Origin of the sequence: Pseudoalteromonas fenneropenaei (genome assembly GCF_042643375.1) — a bacterium.
Taxonomy (GTDB): Bacteria; Pseudomonadota; Gammaproteobacteria; order Enterobacterales; family Alteromonadaceae; genus Pseudoalteromonas; species Pseudoalteromonas fenneropenaei.
In genome coordinates this window covers 14,152-34,713 of sequence record NZ_JBHRSD010000038.1, presented here as the reverse complement: position 1 = coordinate 34,713, position 20,562 = coordinate 14,152, and the positions used below count along the sequence as shown (strand labels likewise).

Sequence of the window (20,562 nt, the reverse complement as noted above, 5' to 3'; positions counted from 1 at the left end):
CTATAGCGCTCCCGTATCTAACTGCTCGCTGAGTAGCGGTGCATAAGCCCAATATTGCGAGGCTTGTAAGCTGGCTTTGCCTGATTCAGTTAACCCCGCTTCATTGATAAAACCATGCAGCAGCAATGTTTCGCTTCGATTGATGGCATCAAGACTATTTACATCGAACATCAACTTAACTGTGTCATTGTCAACAAGTGCCGCTAGGCTCTTACCGTGCCCAGCGTAAAGCAGCAACAGAACAACCAAATCGTATTTGTCGGGCAAATACGCCGCCAGTTCTGCTTTTTCCTCAGCAACAGGTGTTGCGACGCCCGCATGATCAACGAACCAGTTTAACCAGCCAACTAAAGCCTCAGTATGATCAAGCAGATTTAGCGACCACAAAGGCAACGTCGTGACTGCAAACAAACCACTATTGCTGTGTTTTCGGACATAGCGAGTATGTACCACATCACCCGCCATATGCTGCCTCTGATCTGCACTACCAGCAAAACCAACAACGGCTTGGTTGGTTTCACTTGCCAGCACTGCCGTTAATCCTGAGTCTTCAGAGATCAAGCTAGCGGCTGCAAATGTCCAATCCAGCGCTGGTTGCAGTTCGGCAAACTCAACATGCTGTTCAGGTTGCGGGTTAATAACTAACGCCGCGCAGCCCGCTTGCATGGCCCATAAATATAAGCTTTGGCAAGCCTCATAGTTGGTTAACTCTTCAGCTTGCACTAATAACAAACCGCAAGCAGGCGGCGAGTTTAGCCAGTCACTTTCAAGTGGCGTAGCCCCCGCAACAGTTTGTAAAAAGCGACCTTTACGATTGCTTGCCAATGCGGCGGACAAATAAATACTCATTGCATCACCTCTACAAGCTCGTAGCAAAGGTGAGGCGCATTTTAACTATCCCTTTCGCGACTAAACCTTGTTGCTGCTCAGGCGTTAATGCTGGCTCTTGATTTTGGCTAAGCGCTTGATAAACCGGCTGCCACTGTGCCAGTGTTAGCCCTGTGCCTTGCAAAATAGCGTCACCTTGTTGCTGCCAATCAGCTAAGGTTTTATCACACACCATCACCAGCTCACTTACCCCTAACTTGGCGACGTCGTTTAGTGTTAACTCAGCAGGTAGCGGTTGCTGCTGCGAAGCTAATAGCGGCTTTAATATTTGCAATAAGCTATTTACCTGCTCGATGGCGGCGCGTTTAACGTGGTTTAAACGCTCCTCTATTTTTAATAACTGGCCTTGGATCGGAGCAATTTGCCCGCGAGCCGATTTGAGTAGCTCTTCTGGTAAGTCACGTAACCCCGAGAACTGGCCATTGCGTAAAGTGGTTTGCATGCTCTGGCGTTTGCTTTCAGCATCAGCGGGTAAATCCGCTATTGCATCGTCAATCAGTTGTAACTTCATGATCAGTTTCGGTAATTCGGCAATATCACTTGTGTGCTCATACTCGGCAGTGGCACTACTGAGTAATTGTTGTAGCTGTTGGGCGCGTTGGCTTTGCTCGGCTAGGTTATTCACTAACTTCTCAAAGCGCTCTTTACAATTACGGTAGCTAGCTAAAATACTGCCTTGAATTTCTGGCAGTGGCAGCTGTTGTTCAGTGTGCAGGTTTAAGCCTACCTCCAACGCTAAAGCCGAAAGCTTATCCTGCGCTTTACCTAAATCGAGTTTGCGCAGGTAGTGTAATAACGTATCACTGCCAGCTTGCTGCTCTTTTTGGCCTGTGGCACTGCTGGCATCCTCTTTTAATGCGCCATCTAAAATATGGCCAATGGTGCGCAACGTGTTGGTATATAAACTTTTTGGGAAATGAGCGATCGCGGCACAGTCTGTCTCAACGTCTTTGATTAAATCGGCGAGTCGAAGATTAATACGCTCGGCACTACGCTCGACAAAATCAGCAAATAAACAGGCTTGTTCAACCCGCTGATAAAGCGACGTCGTTTTGTCTTCTAAATCAAGAATGTGCGCATCTTTAAGCGTAGGCTTACTGCTATTAAGTGGTTTAACCTTAGCGACCAAAGCCAATATCTCAGCGCGCTTATTCACCAGCCCAGCTAAAATATGAGCCTCACCCACTTGGGTAATCTCTCCTAGCTGCTCTTCTTGTTGCTTAAGGGCACCAAAGAGTGTTTGTGCTTTTTCTAGCTGTTCTTTGGCTTCCACCGTGGCATAACCAAGTTGGTTTGTACCCAGCGGCGCAAAGACTTCATTGATGCGGCCATAGCCATACACGCGGCTCATTACTTCTACGCTAGCTTTGTAACTGTCTTGGTCGTTACCACTGAACCAGTTTTGCGCCTCGGTAATCGCATTTTCTAAACGGGAACGTGGGTAGCTTTCCCACGTTGCTTGTTTTTCGTTTGGATTGGTTAAAGTGAGCAAATTCAGCTCGCCACACCACCACATCCAGTCGTTGAATACACCTTTGGCGGTAATATTGGTTTCAGCAACATAGGCAAAATAGAACTGCTGTTTAAAGCGTTCGAACTGCCATTTATGTTGTTTGTTTGGGTGAGCAATACGCGCTAAAAACAGCGGGATTTGTGCTTGGCTGCGCTGTACATTATTTAGCTCTGTAAACAACCCAGCGTGCTCATCAGCGGTATAACCCTTCGCCATATAGCTGCCCGGCACTTTGAGCTTATCTAATAAGCTGCTGAGCTCATCCACTGGCACACCATGCTGCTGTTGTAAATCCAGCACACCATTTAGTTCTGGGTGGGCAATAGCCAGCTGATACCAGCCTTTAAACAATAAGTCGCGATCAATGGGCGATAATTTACCGTCTACTTTTAGCGGCCAAGCAATTAAGCCGCGTTGTTGCAAACGCTGGCGCCACTTATGAATTGCATCATTGGCAAAGGTGCTTAGGGCGTGCAGCTTGTTTTTAAACTTAGCGGTGAAGCTTTCGGTACTTAAGGTTACGCCATGTTGCTGGCAGGCGGCCAAACTTAAACCAATACGCTCTAATTGATCAGCCTCACTGGGGTTGACATAGTGCAGCAGTATGGCATCGCGTAATTCATTACTGTCATCCAAGCGGCTGTATTGCTCCATTAAATGAGCAGAGGCGGTGAGCGCCAAGACAGGCGTGCGGCCACTTTGGCGGCTATGTTCTGCAGCAAAGGTATGTAGATTGCTTAGTTCATTCAGGTTACTTACCCAAGCAAATAAGGCTTTACCATCTGGGTGTAACTTAAAGCCTTCTAAAGTAAACAGGCCACCTTGACGGCTTTTCGGCTCGGTTAGTATCGCCAGCGGTGCATCGTCGCTACCGGCTTTATTGCTCAACAAGTTTTCGTCATAGCGCCAGTTGTTGTCCAGTAAGCGGACAACACCAGTCACGCGGGTTAGGGCTTTTATGATTGGTTTTTGGCTGCTTTGTTTAGCCAGTTCGGCCATCGCCTGTTCGTGGCCATCGCCCATGCTTGGGTCTTTAAAAATCAACGAGTTTTGCTGCGCGCTGCGATAACGTAAATCTAAACGCAATAACATCGCCACACTCGGGCCAATATGGGTCGCTTCGCTGGTATCCAGCTCGGCGGTATCGCCCACTAACTTATGCCACAACGCATCGGCAGCAAATTCAATCGCCGGGTGGTCGTACAATAAACTCAGTAAATATTTAAACTCCCCCTTGGATAACGGCAGCAGCACCCCGCCTTTATCACCACTGGCGGCCAGCTCATTAATTGAAAAGGTCCGCAGGTTATCGAGTAAGGTATCTAGGCTCAGCGCTTGGTCAACGGCAGGGTATAACCATTCATCATTTTTACGCACAAACTTAGCTTGCTCTAACGCTTGGCGGCACTGTAAGCGGTCGATGCTCAGTTTGCGGTAGTAAGCGGCAATCGGCTCTTGGTCTTCGTTTTTCAGAGTTAGTAGTTCAGAGGCTTGGCTCACCTCCGCTAAGCGCACCGGTAATTGGCCATATAACAAGCTTCTGCACTCGGCTAATAGGGCTTGGTCGCGGGTTTGAATACCTTCAATCGCCCCTTTATCGAGCACGTGTTTCGCCACACGGCCAGAGCCTGCCAGCACCGCTTCAAACAAATCACCCAGATCATTAATGCTGCGGCCTGCTTGTTGAAATTGGTTAAGCACCGCATCCACATTGGCCATCACCACGTTAAACCAACCAAAGTTAGCGCCACTCATGGCGTAGGCGGCTTCAACTAAACCCGCCGGGTAATCAAAGCCCAGTTTGCCTGCTGTTAATAGGCTCGCCACATAGTCTGACACATCGGCAAAGGCGTTGTGCTCAAGCTCTACCAATTCAAAACGGCGCGCCACGGATTGAATTTCACGCAGTTGCTGGCCGAGTAGTGGCGAGCAGAGCGCGACATAACGCAACCAAGGCAGTTTACGGCGCGGATCTTCCTCTTTAATGGCTTTGCCAATTAAACGAATGGCTTGGCCATCAAGGCGTTTGTCTTGTTCATCTTCCAAACCAAAGGTGGCGGCTTCGGCCACGGTTTCTAGCTCATCGAGTACGACGAGCACATACTGCACACCAAAGCGTTTAAGTACCTCGTAGGCCGCTTGTACTAATTCAACCACCAGGGTTTGGTCGGTGTAGAGATCTTCTTCACTGTGCTGTTTGTCCAGCTGCAGTGCTTCTGCCAATAGTGCAGCAGTAAAGCCAAACGGCATTAGGCGTTCGTAGGCTTGTTTGGCGATCTCACTTTGAATGGAGCCATCAAAGGATTGGGTCGCCAGTGGCAATAACGCCTGGTACAAACCAAAAGCAAACCAGTTATCGGAGTTTTGATAGTCTGATGCCACTTGCGAATAACGAATATACAAAGCCAAATATTTGTCTTGTGCTTCGCTATTAAACAACTGTTGATCGTGCAATTGGCCTTGCTCGTCACGTACAAACCAACCTTTGGAGCAGTCGTTAATTTGCGCCACCAGCTCATGGCCTAAACGAGATTTACCTCGGCCCCATTCGGCTTCTACCGCAAATACATGGGCAAAACGATCATCGTCATGGTCAACCGTGTGCAAAAAGGTTTGAAAGCGCTTAAAAAAGCGACTTTGACCAACCAATGGGTCACGCGGTGGATAATCCGATACACCCGTCGCTGCCCAGCGATGTTGCTTGACTAGCTTATCGACGACGACATCATCTAATTCAAAACTCATCACGAAAATCCTTTATCTGTTTATTCTGTTAGCTGAACTGACATTTTTTTTGTTGGCATAACTGGTTTGTGCCAGTTGCCTAATCGCCTGTTGTAAATATTGGCTTTTGTAGCCAAACAGCGGTGCGAGCGGCAGGCTGTAACAGGCATCGCTAAACTCGGGGTGAATGCGGTACTGGCCGGGTTCGCCGCGGCCAGCCTCTAAAAACTGCCAGATTTTTTTCGACAATAATTCAGCAATGAGCGGGTTAAGCGCACGGTTTAAACGCTGCATATCTTCTGCGCTATCGGTTAGTGCAGGGTAAAGGGCAATATGCTGCTCGCTCAGTAATTGCACTAAAAACTCGGCCAAACTGCCCAAGTTCACTTCATCGCCGTCAATGCCTTGTACCGCCACATTCACTTGGCTGGGGGCAAAAGCGTTTTGCCCCGCAGGTAAACTCAGCAATAAACCGCCCCGTTGCTCGGCGGCCCAGGCATCTTGCACAAAGCTAAGTAGGCTTAATAAAAACCACCATGGCTGCTGGGCAAAGTGCTGAATGTATGTCGCCTCAGCATTCACGGGCTGCGACACCAACAACCAATCGGTACTTGGTTTGAAGGGCGATTTAATGGGCTGCTTGAGGTTGAATTCACTCAATAACGATTCAGGCAGCACCAATAAACGGCCTCGGCACCAGTTGCTGGACAGTTGTTTTGCAGTGTTATCGATAGGTTGGATTGGCGTCAGCGCTTGGGTTTGTTCACTTAACGTGTGCAGGGTAAAACAAGCGCGCAAAAGTCGGCATAACGCCGGAATAGCGGCGTTATCGTTCAGGCTATGGCCGAGTAAATCGCGCTCTAGTTGCGAGAGTGGCCCAGCGATAAGTTGTGGATGAGCATCAGCGCTTTCTAGCTGCGCCAATACCCATGCACTGGCATTGCCTAATTGCTGGATTAGCTTAACCAATACTTGTAGGTCGCTCATGGCGCCTGCTTCACGGCAGCGGGCCGCAGCTACGTTCAGCCAATGGGCACGCACTTTAGGGTTTAGCCCCAACAGTGCTAATTGCCATTCGCCTAGTTGGCTCAGTTCGTTATACGCATTCAGCAAAGGCGCGCTGAGGCAAAAAGCGTTGTTTGTTTCATTGATATCGCCTGCTGTATCGACAATAGCACCCGCCGCAATTGGCTGTAATAGTTTTTTTAGCGCAGGAATGGCGGCCAATAACACGGCGGTTTTACTGGCCGCTAAGCCGCCACTAAACCAAAGCTGGCTAAGCAACTGGCAACAGCCTTGCGCTGCCTCATGGCTTAACAGGCTACTGGCTTGCGCGTGACTCGCCATGTTGCAGTCCTTATCAACGGCCACCATGCTTACTCCTCTGCCTCAGTTTGAGCAGCGCTTTCCAGCAAACAGTACAGCTCATCGATATCGCTAAACAGCGGTGTCGCGCCTTCAATGGCATAACCTTGGTTGCTAAGCTTGCTTAAAATCGCTTGATCTAAGCTGTTGTCACCATCATCCAAAGCTTGTTGGGCTTGAATAAGCTGTTGTTCGGTGAGTTGGCCTTCGATAAGAGCTTCGACCAAGTTTTTTGCTGCAATAGTTAGCAATCTACTAACCTCTTGAGCTAACCCTGCCTGGATATACAAATCATCTGCTTTAACTGCCATTGTTTCTAGTGGCGATCTGTCTTCGGGAACTGGAATCCTAATTCGTGCAACGTCAGATGGGTGGATTCCAGCAGAGATCCCCCTAACTATTGCTTGCCATTGTGTATAGCCTGCTTCTGTCATTAAGTAAGCATGAACGTAAGATGCTGGAATGCCACACTCTTTCAAGCGAATAACCAGAACTTTTGCGGATGGAAGTATCAACTCGTCACTGTGATTGAAAGAAACATCTTTGCCAATGTAGTTTTTGTCATGCGCGGCATTGGTAAGCAAGATATCTTTCTTGGCCAACGGGTCTACATTGCCTTTGCGCTCAACTAAGTTCATCGGCTGCTTTAAAAATAAACCCGAACAGCTCCTTGAGGTTGCCTGCTTTACACCATCGCTAGACTCAATACTCGCTAATGTCTTACCTATGTATATGTCGCTGCAGATTTCTCCAAGAGTTACATTAGGGTTCTCTTCAAAATATTTTTCAATATGAGGAGGATAAGACGCAGGAGTCAAAACTTCGAATAACTGGTCAGGTCTAATTGGGTAACTCATTCTTCTGAAAGAGTCATAATGAGTTATAGGTCTGTAAAAACCTTCAAACTCCCTATGTAAATTAGACACTACTTGCTTAGCCCAAGCGCGCAGTTGCTCTGCTTGGCGAACTTTATCCCCGATGTATTTTTGAGCTTGAGGATCTGGTAAATAGACGGGAATTGAACGCACATGCTCATTCACCATGTTGATTTGACCAGTACTACCTGCAACCCCTTGTTCTAGCGCTCTCTCTCCCCACCAAGAACGAAGGAAACATGCTAAATACCCTTCGTCAGTTCCAGTCTTAACTGACATGCGTGCGATGTGCTGATTGGTTATAGGCTTATCTTTTCCGTAATAAAGAGACACACGCCCTATGCTTCCAGCTCCTGTCAAGTTAATGAGTAAGTCGCCTTCTTTGACTGTTACTTTGTTAAGGTCTTTAAAAACACTTGGATCAGCATAATCTGCAGGCTCATGTGTTGCGAGCAGCCCGTCAACGTTCTTAGTTTTTAAACAAGGGTAGCTACCACCATACTTAGGATGTGGGCCAGGACTGATTGTGTTCACCACAAGCTCTTGAAGTGAGCTCCAGTTAAGAGATTTGATTTTCCTAATCGCTTGAGTAATCTCGGGCCTATAAGACTGAGCCGACATCAAAAGCCCAATTTCAGATGGAGAAATACGGTTTATATGTTTAGAGCCGCGAAGCTTATCTACTGACATCATTCACCCCGCTTATATGCCGATACAATCTTATCCAGATCATTCTCGACGCCGGCGTTATAGTCTTCGATATTGTTTTTCACCACATAACCTAAGGTTTCAGCTACCGCCATAAACACCTCGGTTTGCTGTTCTGGTAAGAATTGCTCCGGTTGGTCAGGGTTAGCGTGGCGTTTTTGCAGATACAAAATCGAGGTTTTTGCGCCTGTGCCAGAGAGCTTAAAGCAGTCGCTGGGTAGAGAAATTACTGCTTTGACGATGGCTTTACCGCCAACAAACTCGCCAGTTTGATCGTCTTTTTTGCCCATAATGTACTCGCGTACATAACGGTCGCCGGAGTTACACAAAATGCCATCGGGTAAAACAATCATTAAACGGCCACCCGGTTTAAGCAGTTGTAGGCATCGGTCGATAAACAACACAGCGGGGTCAATCGTTGCACCCACGGGTTGCCAGTTACCTTTGCTGTCGGGTTTGCTGCCAAGGGCTAAGCCAGAGGTGGTTGGATGTAAACTGTAAACGGGCTTTTTATCGGTACCACCAGTGCGGCGCAAATCTGTGCGGTAACCCGCCCATTTTGGGTTGCCATGCTCATCAAGCTCTAAATCACCGGTATCTACCCACTTCATTTTTATGTGGTCGTAGTATGCGTTGTAGCTATCGCCCATTTTTTGCGCAGGACGAAAGCCACCAAGCACTTGCTCCATATGGCGTTCATAGTCTTTTTTGGATTCTTGCTCGTTTTTACCAAAACTTGGGGAGCCAAAAGGGGGGTTGGTGCAGATTAAATCAAAGCTATTTGGCTGGAGTGCTTGCGTAACTAAAGAATCTTGGGTTTGGAAGACCTGAGCTTTTGGCGCGCCTTGCAAAGCCATATTTACTCTTGCCAGCATCACCATTCGAGGTGTCGAATCTGCTCCAGTAAAACCATGATTTTTTAATTTTTCCTTTAACTTTTCTTTATCAACATCCGGCATGCCTATTTCATTATCAATGAGTTTTTGCAATTGACTTAATACCACAGAGCCAAAGCCAAAAGATCCGCAAGTAGGATCACAGAAACGAAAATCGCCATTAGATAAACGAGCTAACTCTGTGCTGTCGGATGCGATATCATGTAGCGCTATTTCAACCATCGCCTGCTTAACTGGATTGGGGGTGAGGTAAACACCATTCCCACCCTTTGAGTCGAAATTCGCGCGTAAAAAAACATCAAACACACGGCCTAACAAGTCACCGGAAACATGACCCAAATTCCCCTGCGCATGAACAATATTACCGCGATTATCGGTTACCGGACCGAGGTCTTGAATTGCTTTTAGTAGCGAAATAAAGTTTTCTGGCCGATTTAGGTTTATGTGTACTCGTTCTGAAAAGATCGGATTTTTAGTGCCATCATCTGTGACAACAATATAGTCTTCATGACTTTTTAGTGTTTCGAAAGCGTCACGTATTAATTCAACCGCTTGTGCGCCATGCTGTTCAACATATTGCCAAGTAAAGACTTCACGGAGCACGTATTCATTTCCGCTCTTTGACTTGAAAGTCATACTTTCATCATGATGAACTCGGAAACTTTCTAGGAAAAGTAGTTTGGCTACTTCTTCAATGATAGCGTTTTTGTCATCCACATTATCTCTGGTAAATCTGAATACAGACTCATGCCAGAAATTTAGCTTTTTCATCAAGTCGGTATATGTCTTCATTGACCATCTGAAAGTTTGATCCCTTTCAAGGGTTTTGTATTCTTTCAGTTCATTTAAAGTGGGGAGTTTGTCAACAGCAATAGTTCCTTGTGAGCTAAACAAGCGTACATATTGAGTTTTTTGACCATCGGTAAGTGCTGCGAATATTGGCCATAGCTCTACGTCAGTATCTCCTAGCAATTCGATGACTAAGAGCTCCAATTTTGCAAAGTCAGAAGCATACTCCCAATTGTCTGAATTTAAAGCCACTAGCATTACGGTAGGAGTTAAATTCCCTTCAACCAAACCTTGAATAAGACCTGCCTTGGCCAGTTCATGCTCGGGTAGTTCAACCAAAGGCTGGGTGAACTCGGTGTGCTGCTTTACAAGCTGATTAAAGAGCTGTTCAAGCTGCTGCTTTGGGTCTGTTTTTTTTGCTTTTGCTTCTTTAGCCATGATGTTTATTTCATTCTTTTATTAAGTCGTTCAACGATGCCTTTGGGTTGGTTGCGGGTGACTAAACCTGCCAATTCACCAACGTGCTAATTCAGTAAAATCAGCAAGGGCCCTTTAATGTCTAACTGTGGGTGTTGCTGCGCCAGTTTGCGTATTTGTTGCTCACTCGTTGTAATACCAGACGGGAGCTTTCTGAGCACCTGCGCCAAAGGCATACGTCCACCCGCTTGCTGAAGTAATAAGACTAAATGTTCAGTAATATCCGGCGTGGCTTGATAAACCGCAGAAGGCTCGAGTTGTTGATTATTTTGGGTTAATGATGCAAGCCACAGGGATACTTGGGTTTGATTCAAGTTCAATGAATGCCATAAGGATTGATTTTCACTAAACAGCAGTGACGGACTCTTTGGTGTAGTTTTTAATTGGATAATTAATTGTTCTAAACTATCTTTTCGATGGTTTGCGTTCATCTCAATCCTTAGAGTTAACTCGCTAATGCACCTGACTTTGACTCTTTTGTATGTTCCAGCATATCTCCTATGCTGCAATTAAATAAATCGCAAAGTCTTTCTAGTGCCTCCAAATCTACCTTTTGTGCCGTTTCTTTATACATTAAAGTAACAGTGGCCCTACTTAAACCAGTTGCTCTGACCACATCGGCAATTCGCATCTTATGTTCGCCCATCATTCGGGCGAGATGACAACGGATCATAGATTGCCCCCCTATAGGTTTAGTCCTTTACAGTCGAAAGCTTACCATGCTAATCCTTTAATTTCGTAGCATTTTGTGAGTTAAAATTCAATTTTGTCGGTTTAATATAAAATTTATCGTTCGTTTATCATACGCTAAAAGCTTTGATGTACCTTTATATATAAATCAACTTTTATGATATACAAAAGCGCATCAACATTGCTTTTTGCAGCTAAATTTGATATGCTTTTATATATATAAAGAAAAGAATATATGTAGAAGAGCATCAATATGAGCTACATCCTTGATCCACTAGTCGAAAGTTTACGTGATGCTCGCCGTAGCAAAAGCCTAAGCCAACGGGAGCTAAGTACGCTTGCGGGTGTGCCACAAAGCCATATTTCCAAAATTGAGTCGGGACATGTAGACCTTCGGCTTTCAAGTTTGATAGAGCTTGCACGAATATTAGACCTGGAGCTAGTCATAGTGCCCAAAAAATCGTTGCCAGCCATTCAATCTATCGTCCGCACAGCGAACAAACATAACGATGAACATGAGTCGCCCACTCCTGCATACCGCTTAGATGGAGAGGGTGATGAGTAATTCGCTATCCACGTTAAATGTATTACTCTACGGCGAATTGATAGCGACCATTACTCACATAGGTAATGACAGAACACTGTTTGCGTTTACCGATGACTATATCAATAACGACATGCGACCTATATTGAGCCTTGGCTTCAAAGATACACTTGGTGGCCTCATTACGGACTTCAAAGTCACGCAAACAAAGCTCACGCCGTTTTTTTCGAATCTCTTACCCGAAGAAACCATGCGGAATTATTTGGCACAGCGAGCTGGCGTAAACCCAGTGCGTGAGTTTTTTCTGTTGTGGGTATTAGGGCAAGACTTAGCTGGGGCGATTACGGTTGTACCCGCTGAGGGGGAGTCCTTACCTCCAAACTTACATCATGACACTTCTAACGACACTAAGTACGATGCTCCGATGCGTTTTTCTTTGGCGGGCGTGCAGTTAAAGTTTTCCGCAGTGCAGCAAGCCAATGGTGGATTGACTATACCTGCCACGGGTAAAGGTGGTGCTTGGATTGTAAAATTACCCTCATCACGGTTTGAAGCAGTACCAGAAAACGAGTTTTCCATGATGGAGCTTGCCCGAAAACTCGGCATGGATGTACCAGAAACCCAGCTATTGCCAATTAATCAAATAGCCAATATTCCTGATGGGATTGGCAGGTTTGGCAGTAGTGCGTTCGTTATTAAGCGCTTTGACAGAGCTGAAAATCATGCTGTCCACATTGAAGACTTTGCACAGATTTTTGGTGTATACCCGCAGGATAAATACCAAAAAGCCAGTATGCGCAATGTCGCCCAGGTGTTAGGTATCGAAGCGCAGCAAGCTGACACCACTGAATTTATTCGTCGATTAGTATTCAACACGTTGATTGGCAATGCAGACATGCATTTAAAAAACTGGTCGGTGATTTACAAAGATAAACGTAGTGCCTCTATCGCCCCAGCTTATGATTTTATATCGACTATCCCATACCTTGCCGATGATAGCGCCGCGTTAAAAGTGAGCCGTAGTAAAAAGTTCAGCGAATTCACCTATGACGAATTATCTCATCTTGCAGCAAAAGCCATGCTGCCGGAAAAGCTAGTGTTAGATACGGCAAAAGAAACGGTTGCAGCGTTTCATGAAATCTGGAACAAAGAAAAAGCCAATTTGCCACTCACTCAATTTATGATTTCAGCAATTGAAAAACACCTAAAAGGCATACCACTGCGCTGAACACCAGGAGACTAGTTGAATTGAGCAATAACGCGTATCGCAATGAAGCAATACCTGTTATTGAAGCGAAATACTCGCAGAACAGACTCGCTTACATAATAGGTACATCTTTTTATATGCTAAGCCATATCGTCTGTTAATTTTGATATATATTTGCATATCAATCCGGTGTACCTTCAGTCTTTTACTCGAATAGAGTAAACAAGACTGAACACTGCAATTTTCAGCAGCACTCGCTTTGTTTAAGAAAGCGTTTGAGACGAAATGAATCGATTTTTAAAAAAAATTAAATGTCGATTTTCGGAGTAAAGCAGACGATCAAAACGAAAGAAAATATGGTGATTCTACGTCCGCTATTCGCTCAATTGAGACCTTAACTCAAACGCACTTTGGGGCACAAACAATTTAGCGCCGAAAGATGGCTCTGTGCCAGAAGCCGCCGTCAAGAACGATTTTATGCCTCTCCTTAAGGCAAACTAACTTTCCTAATGCGTTAGACTAGCTTCTTTAAAAGAAAGCTGATGAGCTATATAGAACTAGTTATCCCAATATCATCCACGATGATAGATACATCTCGCTTCGGTGCAAAAATCAAGACAAGCTCTAATTCGCTTTCGGCACTGATTGGCTTATTCAATTCAACAGGGAGCGTAAAGGTTTGCAATACTGGCTCTGTCGGCGCATATTTGATATCACCTTTTTCCAATTCAGAGAAGTCAGAAATTAATAAAGGGGAGACACTGCCAGATGCGCCCATACTTTTTTTAAAAACTACACCAGACTTATCAAGTAGCTCTACCCTAGTATCAGATAACAAATTGTATGATCCACATCCTTCGCTTTCTCCTGAATCAGCTCGAGCCAGTGAGAAACTTAGGTAGGATTTTCCTTTGCGATTTTGCTGTAACAACTCAGCTTCTGAAAGCTTAATGCTCAACCGTGTTTCAACTTGTTTCTTAAGTTGAACCTTTAATACATTATTAGAAGTTTTAGTTCCGTTTCTTAGGCGCTCTGAGTCTATGTTGATTGGCACTTCTGTTAACATTTTATCGGATAGGACTTTAACGGTACTTTCCTTTTTAGCTACATTTTCAAAATCTTCTATAACTTTGAAATCAGATGCCATATGGCGACTGATATAAATATCGTCAGGAAGACCAAACTCACCAGCCACAGGTTGTCTAAAAATTTTTCGATACTCTTTTGCGTTCGCCAATGTAGCTTCCAAAAAAGCAGAAACATACACTTTAGTTAAATTCTCCTGTTGTTTGGGTGTTAATAGCTTAGAATAAAAATCTTTGCTGCTTCCCCAATGGAAATCATCAGACATATCTTGATTAAAGTTTATGTGGTTAGCACGATAAATATAAATGGACTGCTTTAAGTAGTTTTTATCATCATCGAAGTGAGTTCGATGCCATTGTTGGCTACCAAGAAACTGATAAACATCCGCATCATGACCTCCTTGTAACACTAAATAGTTAACATTTTTCAGGATGTTTCTACCATCAGCATGCTGATATTGCCCGTCCATTGGGGCTAATGCGACAATGGATTTAATGTTAAAACCAAACTCTGTTGATTCACTACTATTTGGTAAGGTCTTCCATTGATTAAATGATGCAGCTAAAGCAACAGCCTCCCCTCCTCTAGACATCCCTATTAAAGCGATATTCTCTAAATCTATTTTGTTATAAAAAGCGTGACCTTGCTCAGCATTCCATTTTTGCAGCAGCTTAATATGTTCAAGTAGTATCCAACCACGGGCGCCATTTTCTCCCCATAAATCATTCAAATAAGTTTGATCTACTTGCACAACAAAGTGCCCTCGGCTGGCGAGTAATTCACCTAGATAATCAAACCCTGGAGCAGAATTTCCATGGACTAATAATACTAACGGGAGTGGTTGGGCTCCCAAGGGAAGCCAAACTTTAGCCTCCAAAGGTAAATTACTACTTTTAAATTTGTGGTAAGCATTGTCCTCATATCCTTGGTTACGAGAATAGTCGGAAAGAAAGCTAGGTAAGCTCACATTTGGAGCAATTACATCAGGTTTTGATATAGCAAATAAAAATGGTCGTTCACCATAGTTCATTACTGTGTATTTATGTTCGCCCTGTTCGGCAGGATTAGGTAAACCCGTAAACGGGCTATTTGGCTGACTATATCTCTCAATAACACAATCTAAAACATCTGAAGCTAATGTCGAAAACGAAGTGGTAACTATGGATAGAATGGTACAAAAGTACGAAAAACGAGTAAGCATCAATATTGTCCCTAATGTCAAAATTTAGCACGTGGTATTGTATAGCACATCGATTTTGCTATTAAAAAATACAATTTTTTTTAACTATGATCCTTGAGACGCAAGTAACTCAAGAAAGGTTTAAATCAGTTGTTGAATGAAAGCCTGAAGGTTGCACTTAAAGTAAAACATTAATTCTGCTCTTATGACTAGCAACTAGCCAAGTAACACAAGTTAAATTAGCTTCTGAGGTAGTTTTAACAACTTCCGCTTCTTGCTCAAAGCCGTGATTAGACCAATCACGTTAGCTCGGAAAGGGGTAGAAACGAGTTACGCTGATGGTCCGCTTATGACACAAATCGGCTATTCACGGTCAGATTTGATTCGACTCTAGAAATAAAATTTTTCAAGTAAATGATTATTCAAGTAAATAAACCTAGAGCAGCAAAACTACACTGCTCTAGATTAAGATACAATGCGCTTAGCTCAGACTTGCGTTAATTTCCGCTAAGGTCGCAACCGGATCAGCAGCTTGCGTAATTGGTCGCCCTACCACTAAATAGTCACTACCCGCTTCTACCGCTTGTTTTGGCGTCATAATGCGTTTTTGGTCGCCTGCGTCGCTACCTGCAGGGCGAATACCCGGCGTGACCAGCTTAAACTCTTGACCAAGTTCTGTTTTTAAACGCTGTGCTTCTTGTGCAGAACATACTACGCCGTCTAAACCCGCTTCTTTGGTCAGTTTAGCCAAATACAGCACTTGTTCTTCTGGTGACTTTTCCACACCTAAACGCTTTAATTGTGCTTCATCCATACTGGTTAAGACGGTCACCGCGATAAGTAGTGGCGCTTTTTCACCATAAGGGGCTAGTGCCGCTTTGGCTTTTTGCATCATTTCCAAACCACCCGAGGCATGTACGTTAACCATCCACACGCCAAGCTCGGCAGCTGCCGTCACCGCTTTAGCCACTGTGTTGGGAATATCATGGAATTTTAAATCTAAAAATACATCAAAACCCATGGCAACAAGTTGCTTAACAAATTCTGGGCCGAAATAGGTGAACATTTCTTTGCCTACTTTCAAACGGCAAGTGTCAGGAGAAAGCTGTTTTACAAAGTTTAATGCAGCTTCTTGAGAGTCGTAATCCAACGCGATCACAACTTGCTTATTCAGATCTGATGACATGGTATACCTAATGTGATGTATGAAATTGCTAGGCTAGTAACCGTCTAACCCTTTACTTGGCAAAATGGTTTCCCAATGTTTGCATGAAGGACACAACCAATACAAAGTATGGCTGCTAAATCCACAATGTTGGCACTGGTATTCGTGCTTAGTCGCAATGTAAGAACGCACTAAGCGGTCTACCTGCAAGAGCACATCGGCCATATCGCCTTGCTTTTTACTGATTAATTGTAACAGAAAACTAAAGCCGCGTATTGAAGGTTCTCGCTTTAAACTATCAGTTAGAAACTCAATAGCTTGGTCTACCTCACCTTTTTTCAATAACGCTTCACAGTGCTTAATGCGAATAAGCACACCACCACGGCACAATAGCTCTGCAATAAGGGCTTCAAACTGCTCTTCAATGTTGAGGGAGACATACGCATTTTGTAGCTCGGTAATAAATAAGGGTAAAGTCGCTGGATGATGTGTTGCCAACTCGCGCCAATAATAAATCGCCTTTACATGATCTTGCTGCTGGGAGGCAAGCTTGCCTAGTTCATAGAGTGGCCGTAGCGCTTTATGTTTGATACGAAACGCACGCTCAATCAAATCACTGTTTTGTTGCTCAATACCTGCTTCACAATAGAAGTTGGCTATCGTGGCGAGCTGCTGCTTTTTATCCACCAGATTACGATGCGCTTCGTACATATTGATGCCCTTCTGCCACTCTCGCATTTGCGAGTAAAGCGACAAGATAGGGTCGATGGCATCTTTGTGGCCGGACTTGATCAACACCACTAAATGCTCTTCAGCGCTGTCAAAAATACCCGCTAAAATATAGTCGTGTGCCAACTCCAAGCGATTAACTGCTAAATCATTTGGGTCAAGATTGGGCTGTTTAAGTAATAGCTCATGAATTTTGATCGCTCGGTCTAACTCGCCGCGTTTACGAAATAGCGAAGCCAAGGTGAGGTAATGCTCAACGGTATCAGCTGAAACTTCAAGGAGTTTTATAAGGTGTTCAAGGCCTTGATCTTCTTCTCTATCTAAAAGATATTTAAGGCCTTTGCTGTATTCTGAAGTGATGATGCGATTTTGTTCATGAGCTTGGTTTTTAGCGCTGTTCTTGCCCATGATATAGCCATAAGCGGCGGCTACAGGTAACAATAAAAACAACAGCTCAAGCATCTTAGTTGTCTACATCACCAGCTTTTTGATGTTGCTTTTGCAACCGATAATGCTGCCATTTTAGCTTAGTGGTAAATACACTCATGACGCTTAAGCCAATGATAATACCTAACACCAAACAGAGACTCATTACAGTCGCTAAAGGAAGCGTACTACTCGCAACAATAAAATTTAAATCCACCATTTGCGGGTTTTGCGCACCGAGCACAAACGCAATCAGGATTAAAATCAATGCCACTCCCTTCGTGAAAATCCTAAGCAATGGTTACCTCTAACCATCAATACTGGCGTTAACGCGGTCGCGTAGTTCTTTGCCAGGTTTGAAATGAGGTACGTGCTTGCCGTCAAGATCTACGGTGTCGCCTGTTTTAGGGTTACGGCCCACTCTAGGTGCACGGAAGTGGAGTGAAAAACTACCAAATCCACGGATCTCGATACGTTCTGAAGCAGATAATGATCCTGCCATCAGTTCAAGAATCTCTTTCACTGCATTCTCTACATCTTTCATTGGGATGTGAGCGTGCTGTTCGGCTAGTTGTTCTATCAGTTCTGACTTTGTCATATCATTTCCTTAAAACACAAAAAGGAAGGGCTAAAGTGCCCTTCCATTTAGACTTGAAAAATTAGTCTTTTTGAGCGTTTTTGAAAGCTGCTGCCATAGCGTTTTCGAACTCTGGCTCGTCTTTCTTAAGCTTCTCAAGAACTTCTTTCTCTTCAGCTTCGAACATAGCTTTCACAGATAGGCTGATTGCACGGTTCTTGCGATCAACACCCATGAATTTAGCTTCGATTTCGTCGCCTACAGAAACAACAGTAGTTGCATCTTCTGTGCGCTCTTGAGCGATGTCAGCTACACGGATGTAACCTTCAACACCGTCGCCAAGCTCGATCGTTGCGCCTTTCGCGTCAACGTCAGTCACTTTACCTTTAACAATAGCACCTTTTTTGTTTGCGTCTAGGTAGTTATTGAAAGGATCAGCTTCGATTTGCTTAACGCCAAGAGAAATACGCTCACGCTCTGGGTCTACTTGTAGAACGATAGCAGTGATTTCGTCGCCTTTCTTGTATTCACGAACTGCTTCTTCACCTGGAGTGTTCCAAGAGATGTCAGATAGGTGAACTAGACCGTCGATGCCGCCGTCAAGACCGATGAAGATACCGAAGTCAGTGATTGACTTGATCTTACCAGTAACTTGGTCGCCTTTGTTGAATTGGCGAGCAAATTCTTGCCATGGGTTTGGCTTACATTGCTTAAGACCAAGAGAAATACGACGACGCTCTTCGTCAATTTCAAGAACCATAACTTCAACTACATCACCTAAAGAAACAACTTTAGATGGGTGGATGTTCTTGTTAGTCCAATCCATTTCAGAAACGTGAACTAGACCTTCAACGCCTTCTTCGATTTCAACGAAGCAGCCGTAGTCAGTTAGGTTAGTTACACGACCAGAAAGTTTAGCACCTTCTGGGTAACGGCCAGCGATAGCTGCCCATGGATCTTCGCCAAGTTGCTTAAGACCTAGAGAAACGCGAGTTTTGTCTTTGTCAAACTTAAGAACTTTAACAAGGATTTCGTCACCAACGTTTACGATTTCGCTTGGGTGCTTAACGCGTTTCCAAGCCATATCAGTGATGTGTAGAAGACCGTCAACACCACCTAAATCTACGAATGCACCGTAGTCAGTAAGGTTCTTAACGATACCTTTAACTTCTTGACCTTCAACAAGGTTTTGAAGAAGTTCATCACGCTCTTGTGAGTTTTCAGATTCGATAACTGCACGGCGAGAAACAACTACGTTGTTACGCTTCTGGTCAAGCTTGATAACTTTGAACTCAAGCTCTTTACCTTCAAGGTGAGCTGTGTCGCGAACTGGACGAACGTCTACTAGTGAACCTGGTAGGAACGCACGGATAGTGTCCACTTCAACAGTGAAGCCGCCTTTAACTTTACCGTTGATAACACCGATAACAGTTTCTTGCTCTTCACATGCTTTCTCAAGACGGATCCAAGCTTCGTGACGCTTCGCTTTCTCACGAGAAAGGATAGTTTCACCGAAACCGTCTTCGATTGCGTCTAATGCAACATCAACTTCGTCGCCAACAGCAACTTCGATCTCACCCGCAGCATTTTTGAATTGCTCAACAGGGATTGCACTTTCAGACTTAAGGCCAGCGTCAACAAGAACAACGTTGTTCTCGATAGCGATAACTACACCTTTAACGATTGAGCCTTGTTCTGCATCAAAACCCTTTAGGCTCTCTTCAAATAACTGCGCAAAATTTTCTGACATACTAAATACGTCTCATAAAGTAAATTACCAATTAGCAACCATGCTGCATGGGGTTGTGAAATTAGCGCCAGCTTCCTGCCTGCACATAAAAAATTCTGTAAGCGATTTATTCGCTTATTTACGAACACAGCCTTTAGGCAACTTGCCGGTAAATACTGCGTCTTCTAACAATGCCATCACTTGAGTGAAGACTTGCCCAGCATCAAGCTCGGTCGTGTCTAGTACGATGGCATCTTCTGCTGGCACTAGCGGTGCAACCGAGCGATTCATATCGCGGTCATCACGTGCTTTTATGTCCTCAAGCAGACCATTTAGTGTAACATCTAAGCCTTTGCCATTCAACTCAAGAAAGCGGCGGCGCGCACGTTCTTCGGCACTGGCGGTTAAATAGATTTTGATTTCTGCATCCGGGAATACCACAGTACCCATATCACGACCATCGGCAATTAAGCCGTGCTCGCTACGGAATGCGCGCTGACGACGTAGCAAAGCTTCACGCACGCGTGGTAAAGCAGCTATTTTAGACGCTGCGGCACCCACTTCTTCGTTACGAATGGTGTTGCTGACGTCTTCGCCTTCTAAAATGATTCTGGTCTTTTTCGTGTTCGAGTCGACTAAAAACTGAACATCCAAATTCGCTGCTAAGGGCACCAGATCTGCTTCATTATCAAACGCGATCTGATGGTGTAAAGCGGCTAGCGCTAACACGCGATATATGGCACCACTGTCCAATACATCCCAATTCAATTTCTCAGCTAACAAGCGACAAACAGTTCCCTTGCCTGAACCACTTGGGCCATCTACGGTGATCACTGGCATACAAGCCTGCATTCAAACCTCCAAAAATGCACACCTAAAATTAGTCGAGGCGCATTATACGTGAGTTTATGAAATTATGCTGCCACAAGGTGTAACTTTTTGTTAGAAAGCGGTGTGCTGTAGTTAATTTGAAGCTACAAAGCAGGAGAAATCA

At 44.6% G+C, this 20,562-nt stretch carries 16 protein-coding genes; 2 read left to right on the top strand and 14 right to left on the bottom strand.

All coding sequences use genetic code 11. From position 1 onward, the window contains the following. From ACFOEE_RS17600 to ACFOEE_RS17570, 7 genes are all read right to left on the bottom strand, one after another. Window positions 1–849: a hypothetical protein gene (locus ACFOEE_RS17600; RefSeq protein WP_377127401.1), complete on the bottom strand. Its 849-nt coding sequence runs from the start codon at window positions 847–849 to the stop codon at window positions 1–3. Between the two features lie 10 nt (window positions 850–859). Beyond that, window positions 860–5,146: a hypothetical protein gene (locus ACFOEE_RS17595; protein ID WP_377127399.1), complete on the bottom strand. Its 4,287-nt coding sequence runs from the start codon at window positions 5,144–5,146 to the stop codon at window positions 860–862. Window positions 5,147–5,158: 12 nt separating this feature from the next. Next, entirely contained in the window at window positions 5,159–6,472 is a 1,314-nt protein-coding gene (locus ACFOEE_RS17590; protein ID WP_377127397.1) for a hypothetical protein, read from the bottom strand. Between the two features lie 29 nt (window positions 6,473–6,501). Continuing rightward, a complete protein-coding gene (locus ACFOEE_RS17585) occupies window positions 6,502–8,058 on the bottom strand; it encodes a restriction endonuclease subunit S (RefSeq protein ID WP_377127394.1) in 1,557 nt (518 codons plus the stop codon). After that, the gene (locus ACFOEE_RS17580; protein WP_377127391.1) at window positions 8,055–10,196 is read right to left on the bottom strand and encodes an HsdM family class I SAM-dependent methyltransferase; all 2,142 of its coding nucleotides are present in this window, start codon (window positions 10,194–10,196) and stop codon (window positions 8,055–8,057) included. Before ACFOEE_RS17580 ends, ACFOEE_RS17585 begins: the two co-directional genes overlap by 4 nt. Before the next feature lie 86 nt (window positions 10,197–10,282). Further along, the gene (locus ACFOEE_RS17575) at window positions 10,283–10,666 is read right to left on the bottom strand and encodes a hypothetical protein (protein ID WP_377127388.1); all 384 of its coding nucleotides are present in this window, start codon (window positions 10,664–10,666) and stop codon (window positions 10,283–10,285) included. Between the two features lie 14 nt (window positions 10,667–10,680). Beyond that, window positions 10,681–10,908 carry a helix-turn-helix domain-containing protein gene (locus ACFOEE_RS17570; RefSeq protein WP_377127385.1) on the bottom strand — a complete coding sequence of 76 codons (228 nt, stop codon included), beginning with the start codon at window positions 10,906–10,908 and terminating at the stop codon, window positions 10,681–10,683. Window positions 10,909–11,178: 270 nt separating this feature from the next. Between ACFOEE_RS17570 and ACFOEE_RS17565 the strand changes: the two genes are divergently transcribed. Together ACFOEE_RS17565 and ACFOEE_RS17560 are read left to right on the top strand one after the other, a co-directional pair. Then, window positions 11,179–11,490 carry a helix-turn-helix domain-containing protein gene (locus tag ACFOEE_RS17565; protein ID WP_377127382.1) on the top strand — a complete coding sequence of 104 codons (312 nt, stop codon included), beginning with the start codon at window positions 11,179–11,181 and terminating at the stop codon, window positions 11,488–11,490. After that, window positions 11,483–12,697, top strand: a complete 1,215-nt coding sequence (locus tag ACFOEE_RS17560) for a type II toxin-antitoxin system HipA family toxin (RefSeq protein ID WP_377127379.1) — start codon at window positions 11,483–11,485, stop codon at window positions 12,695–12,697. Before ACFOEE_RS17565 ends, ACFOEE_RS17560 begins: the two co-directional genes overlap by 8 nt. A 526-nt stretch (window positions 12,698–13,223) precedes the next feature. On the opposite strand, the gene ACFOEE_RS17555 is transcribed toward ACFOEE_RS17560, so the two are convergent. From ACFOEE_RS17555 to cmk, 7 genes are all read right to left on the bottom strand, one after another. Further along, window positions 13,224–14,963, bottom strand: coding sequence for an alpha/beta hydrolase family protein (locus ACFOEE_RS17555; protein WP_377127376.1), 1,740 nt, complete (start codon window positions 14,961–14,963; stop codon window positions 13,224–13,226). A 460-nt stretch (window positions 14,964–15,423) separates the two neighbouring features. After that, entirely contained in the window at window positions 15,424–16,128 is a 705-nt protein-coding gene (gene pyrF, locus ACFOEE_RS17550; protein ID WP_377127373.1) for an orotidine-5'-phosphate decarboxylase, read from the bottom strand. Window positions 16,129–16,161: 33 nt separating this feature from the next. After that, a complete protein-coding gene (gene lapB / locus ACFOEE_RS17545; RefSeq protein WP_377127370.1) occupies window positions 16,162–17,298 on the bottom strand; it encodes a lipopolysaccharide assembly protein LapB in 1,137 nt (378 codons plus the stop codon). 1 nt (window position 17,299) lies between these two features. Beyond that, entirely contained in the window at window positions 17,300–17,482 is a 183-nt protein-coding gene (locus ACFOEE_RS17540; protein ID WP_377127417.1) for a LapA family protein, read from the bottom strand. 87 nt (window positions 17,483–17,569) lie between these two features. Next, window positions 17,570–17,860: an integration host factor subunit beta gene (gene ihfB / locus ACFOEE_RS17535; RefSeq protein ID WP_377127367.1), complete on the bottom strand. Its 291-nt coding sequence runs from the start codon at window positions 17,858–17,860 to the stop codon at window positions 17,570–17,572. A gap of 61 nt (window positions 17,861–17,921) precedes the next feature. After that, window positions 17,922–19,589: a 30S ribosomal protein S1 gene (rpsA, locus tag ACFOEE_RS17530; protein ID WP_377127364.1), complete on the bottom strand. Its 1,668-nt coding sequence runs from the start codon at window positions 19,587–19,589 to the stop codon at window positions 17,922–17,924. 114 nt (window positions 19,590–19,703) lie between these two features. Then, the gene (cmk, locus tag ACFOEE_RS17525; RefSeq protein WP_377127362.1) at window positions 19,704–20,420 is read right to left on the bottom strand and encodes a (d)CMP kinase; all 717 of its coding nucleotides are present in this window, start codon (window positions 20,418–20,420) and stop codon (window positions 19,704–19,706) included. Window positions 20,421–20,562 lie beyond the last annotated feature (142 nt).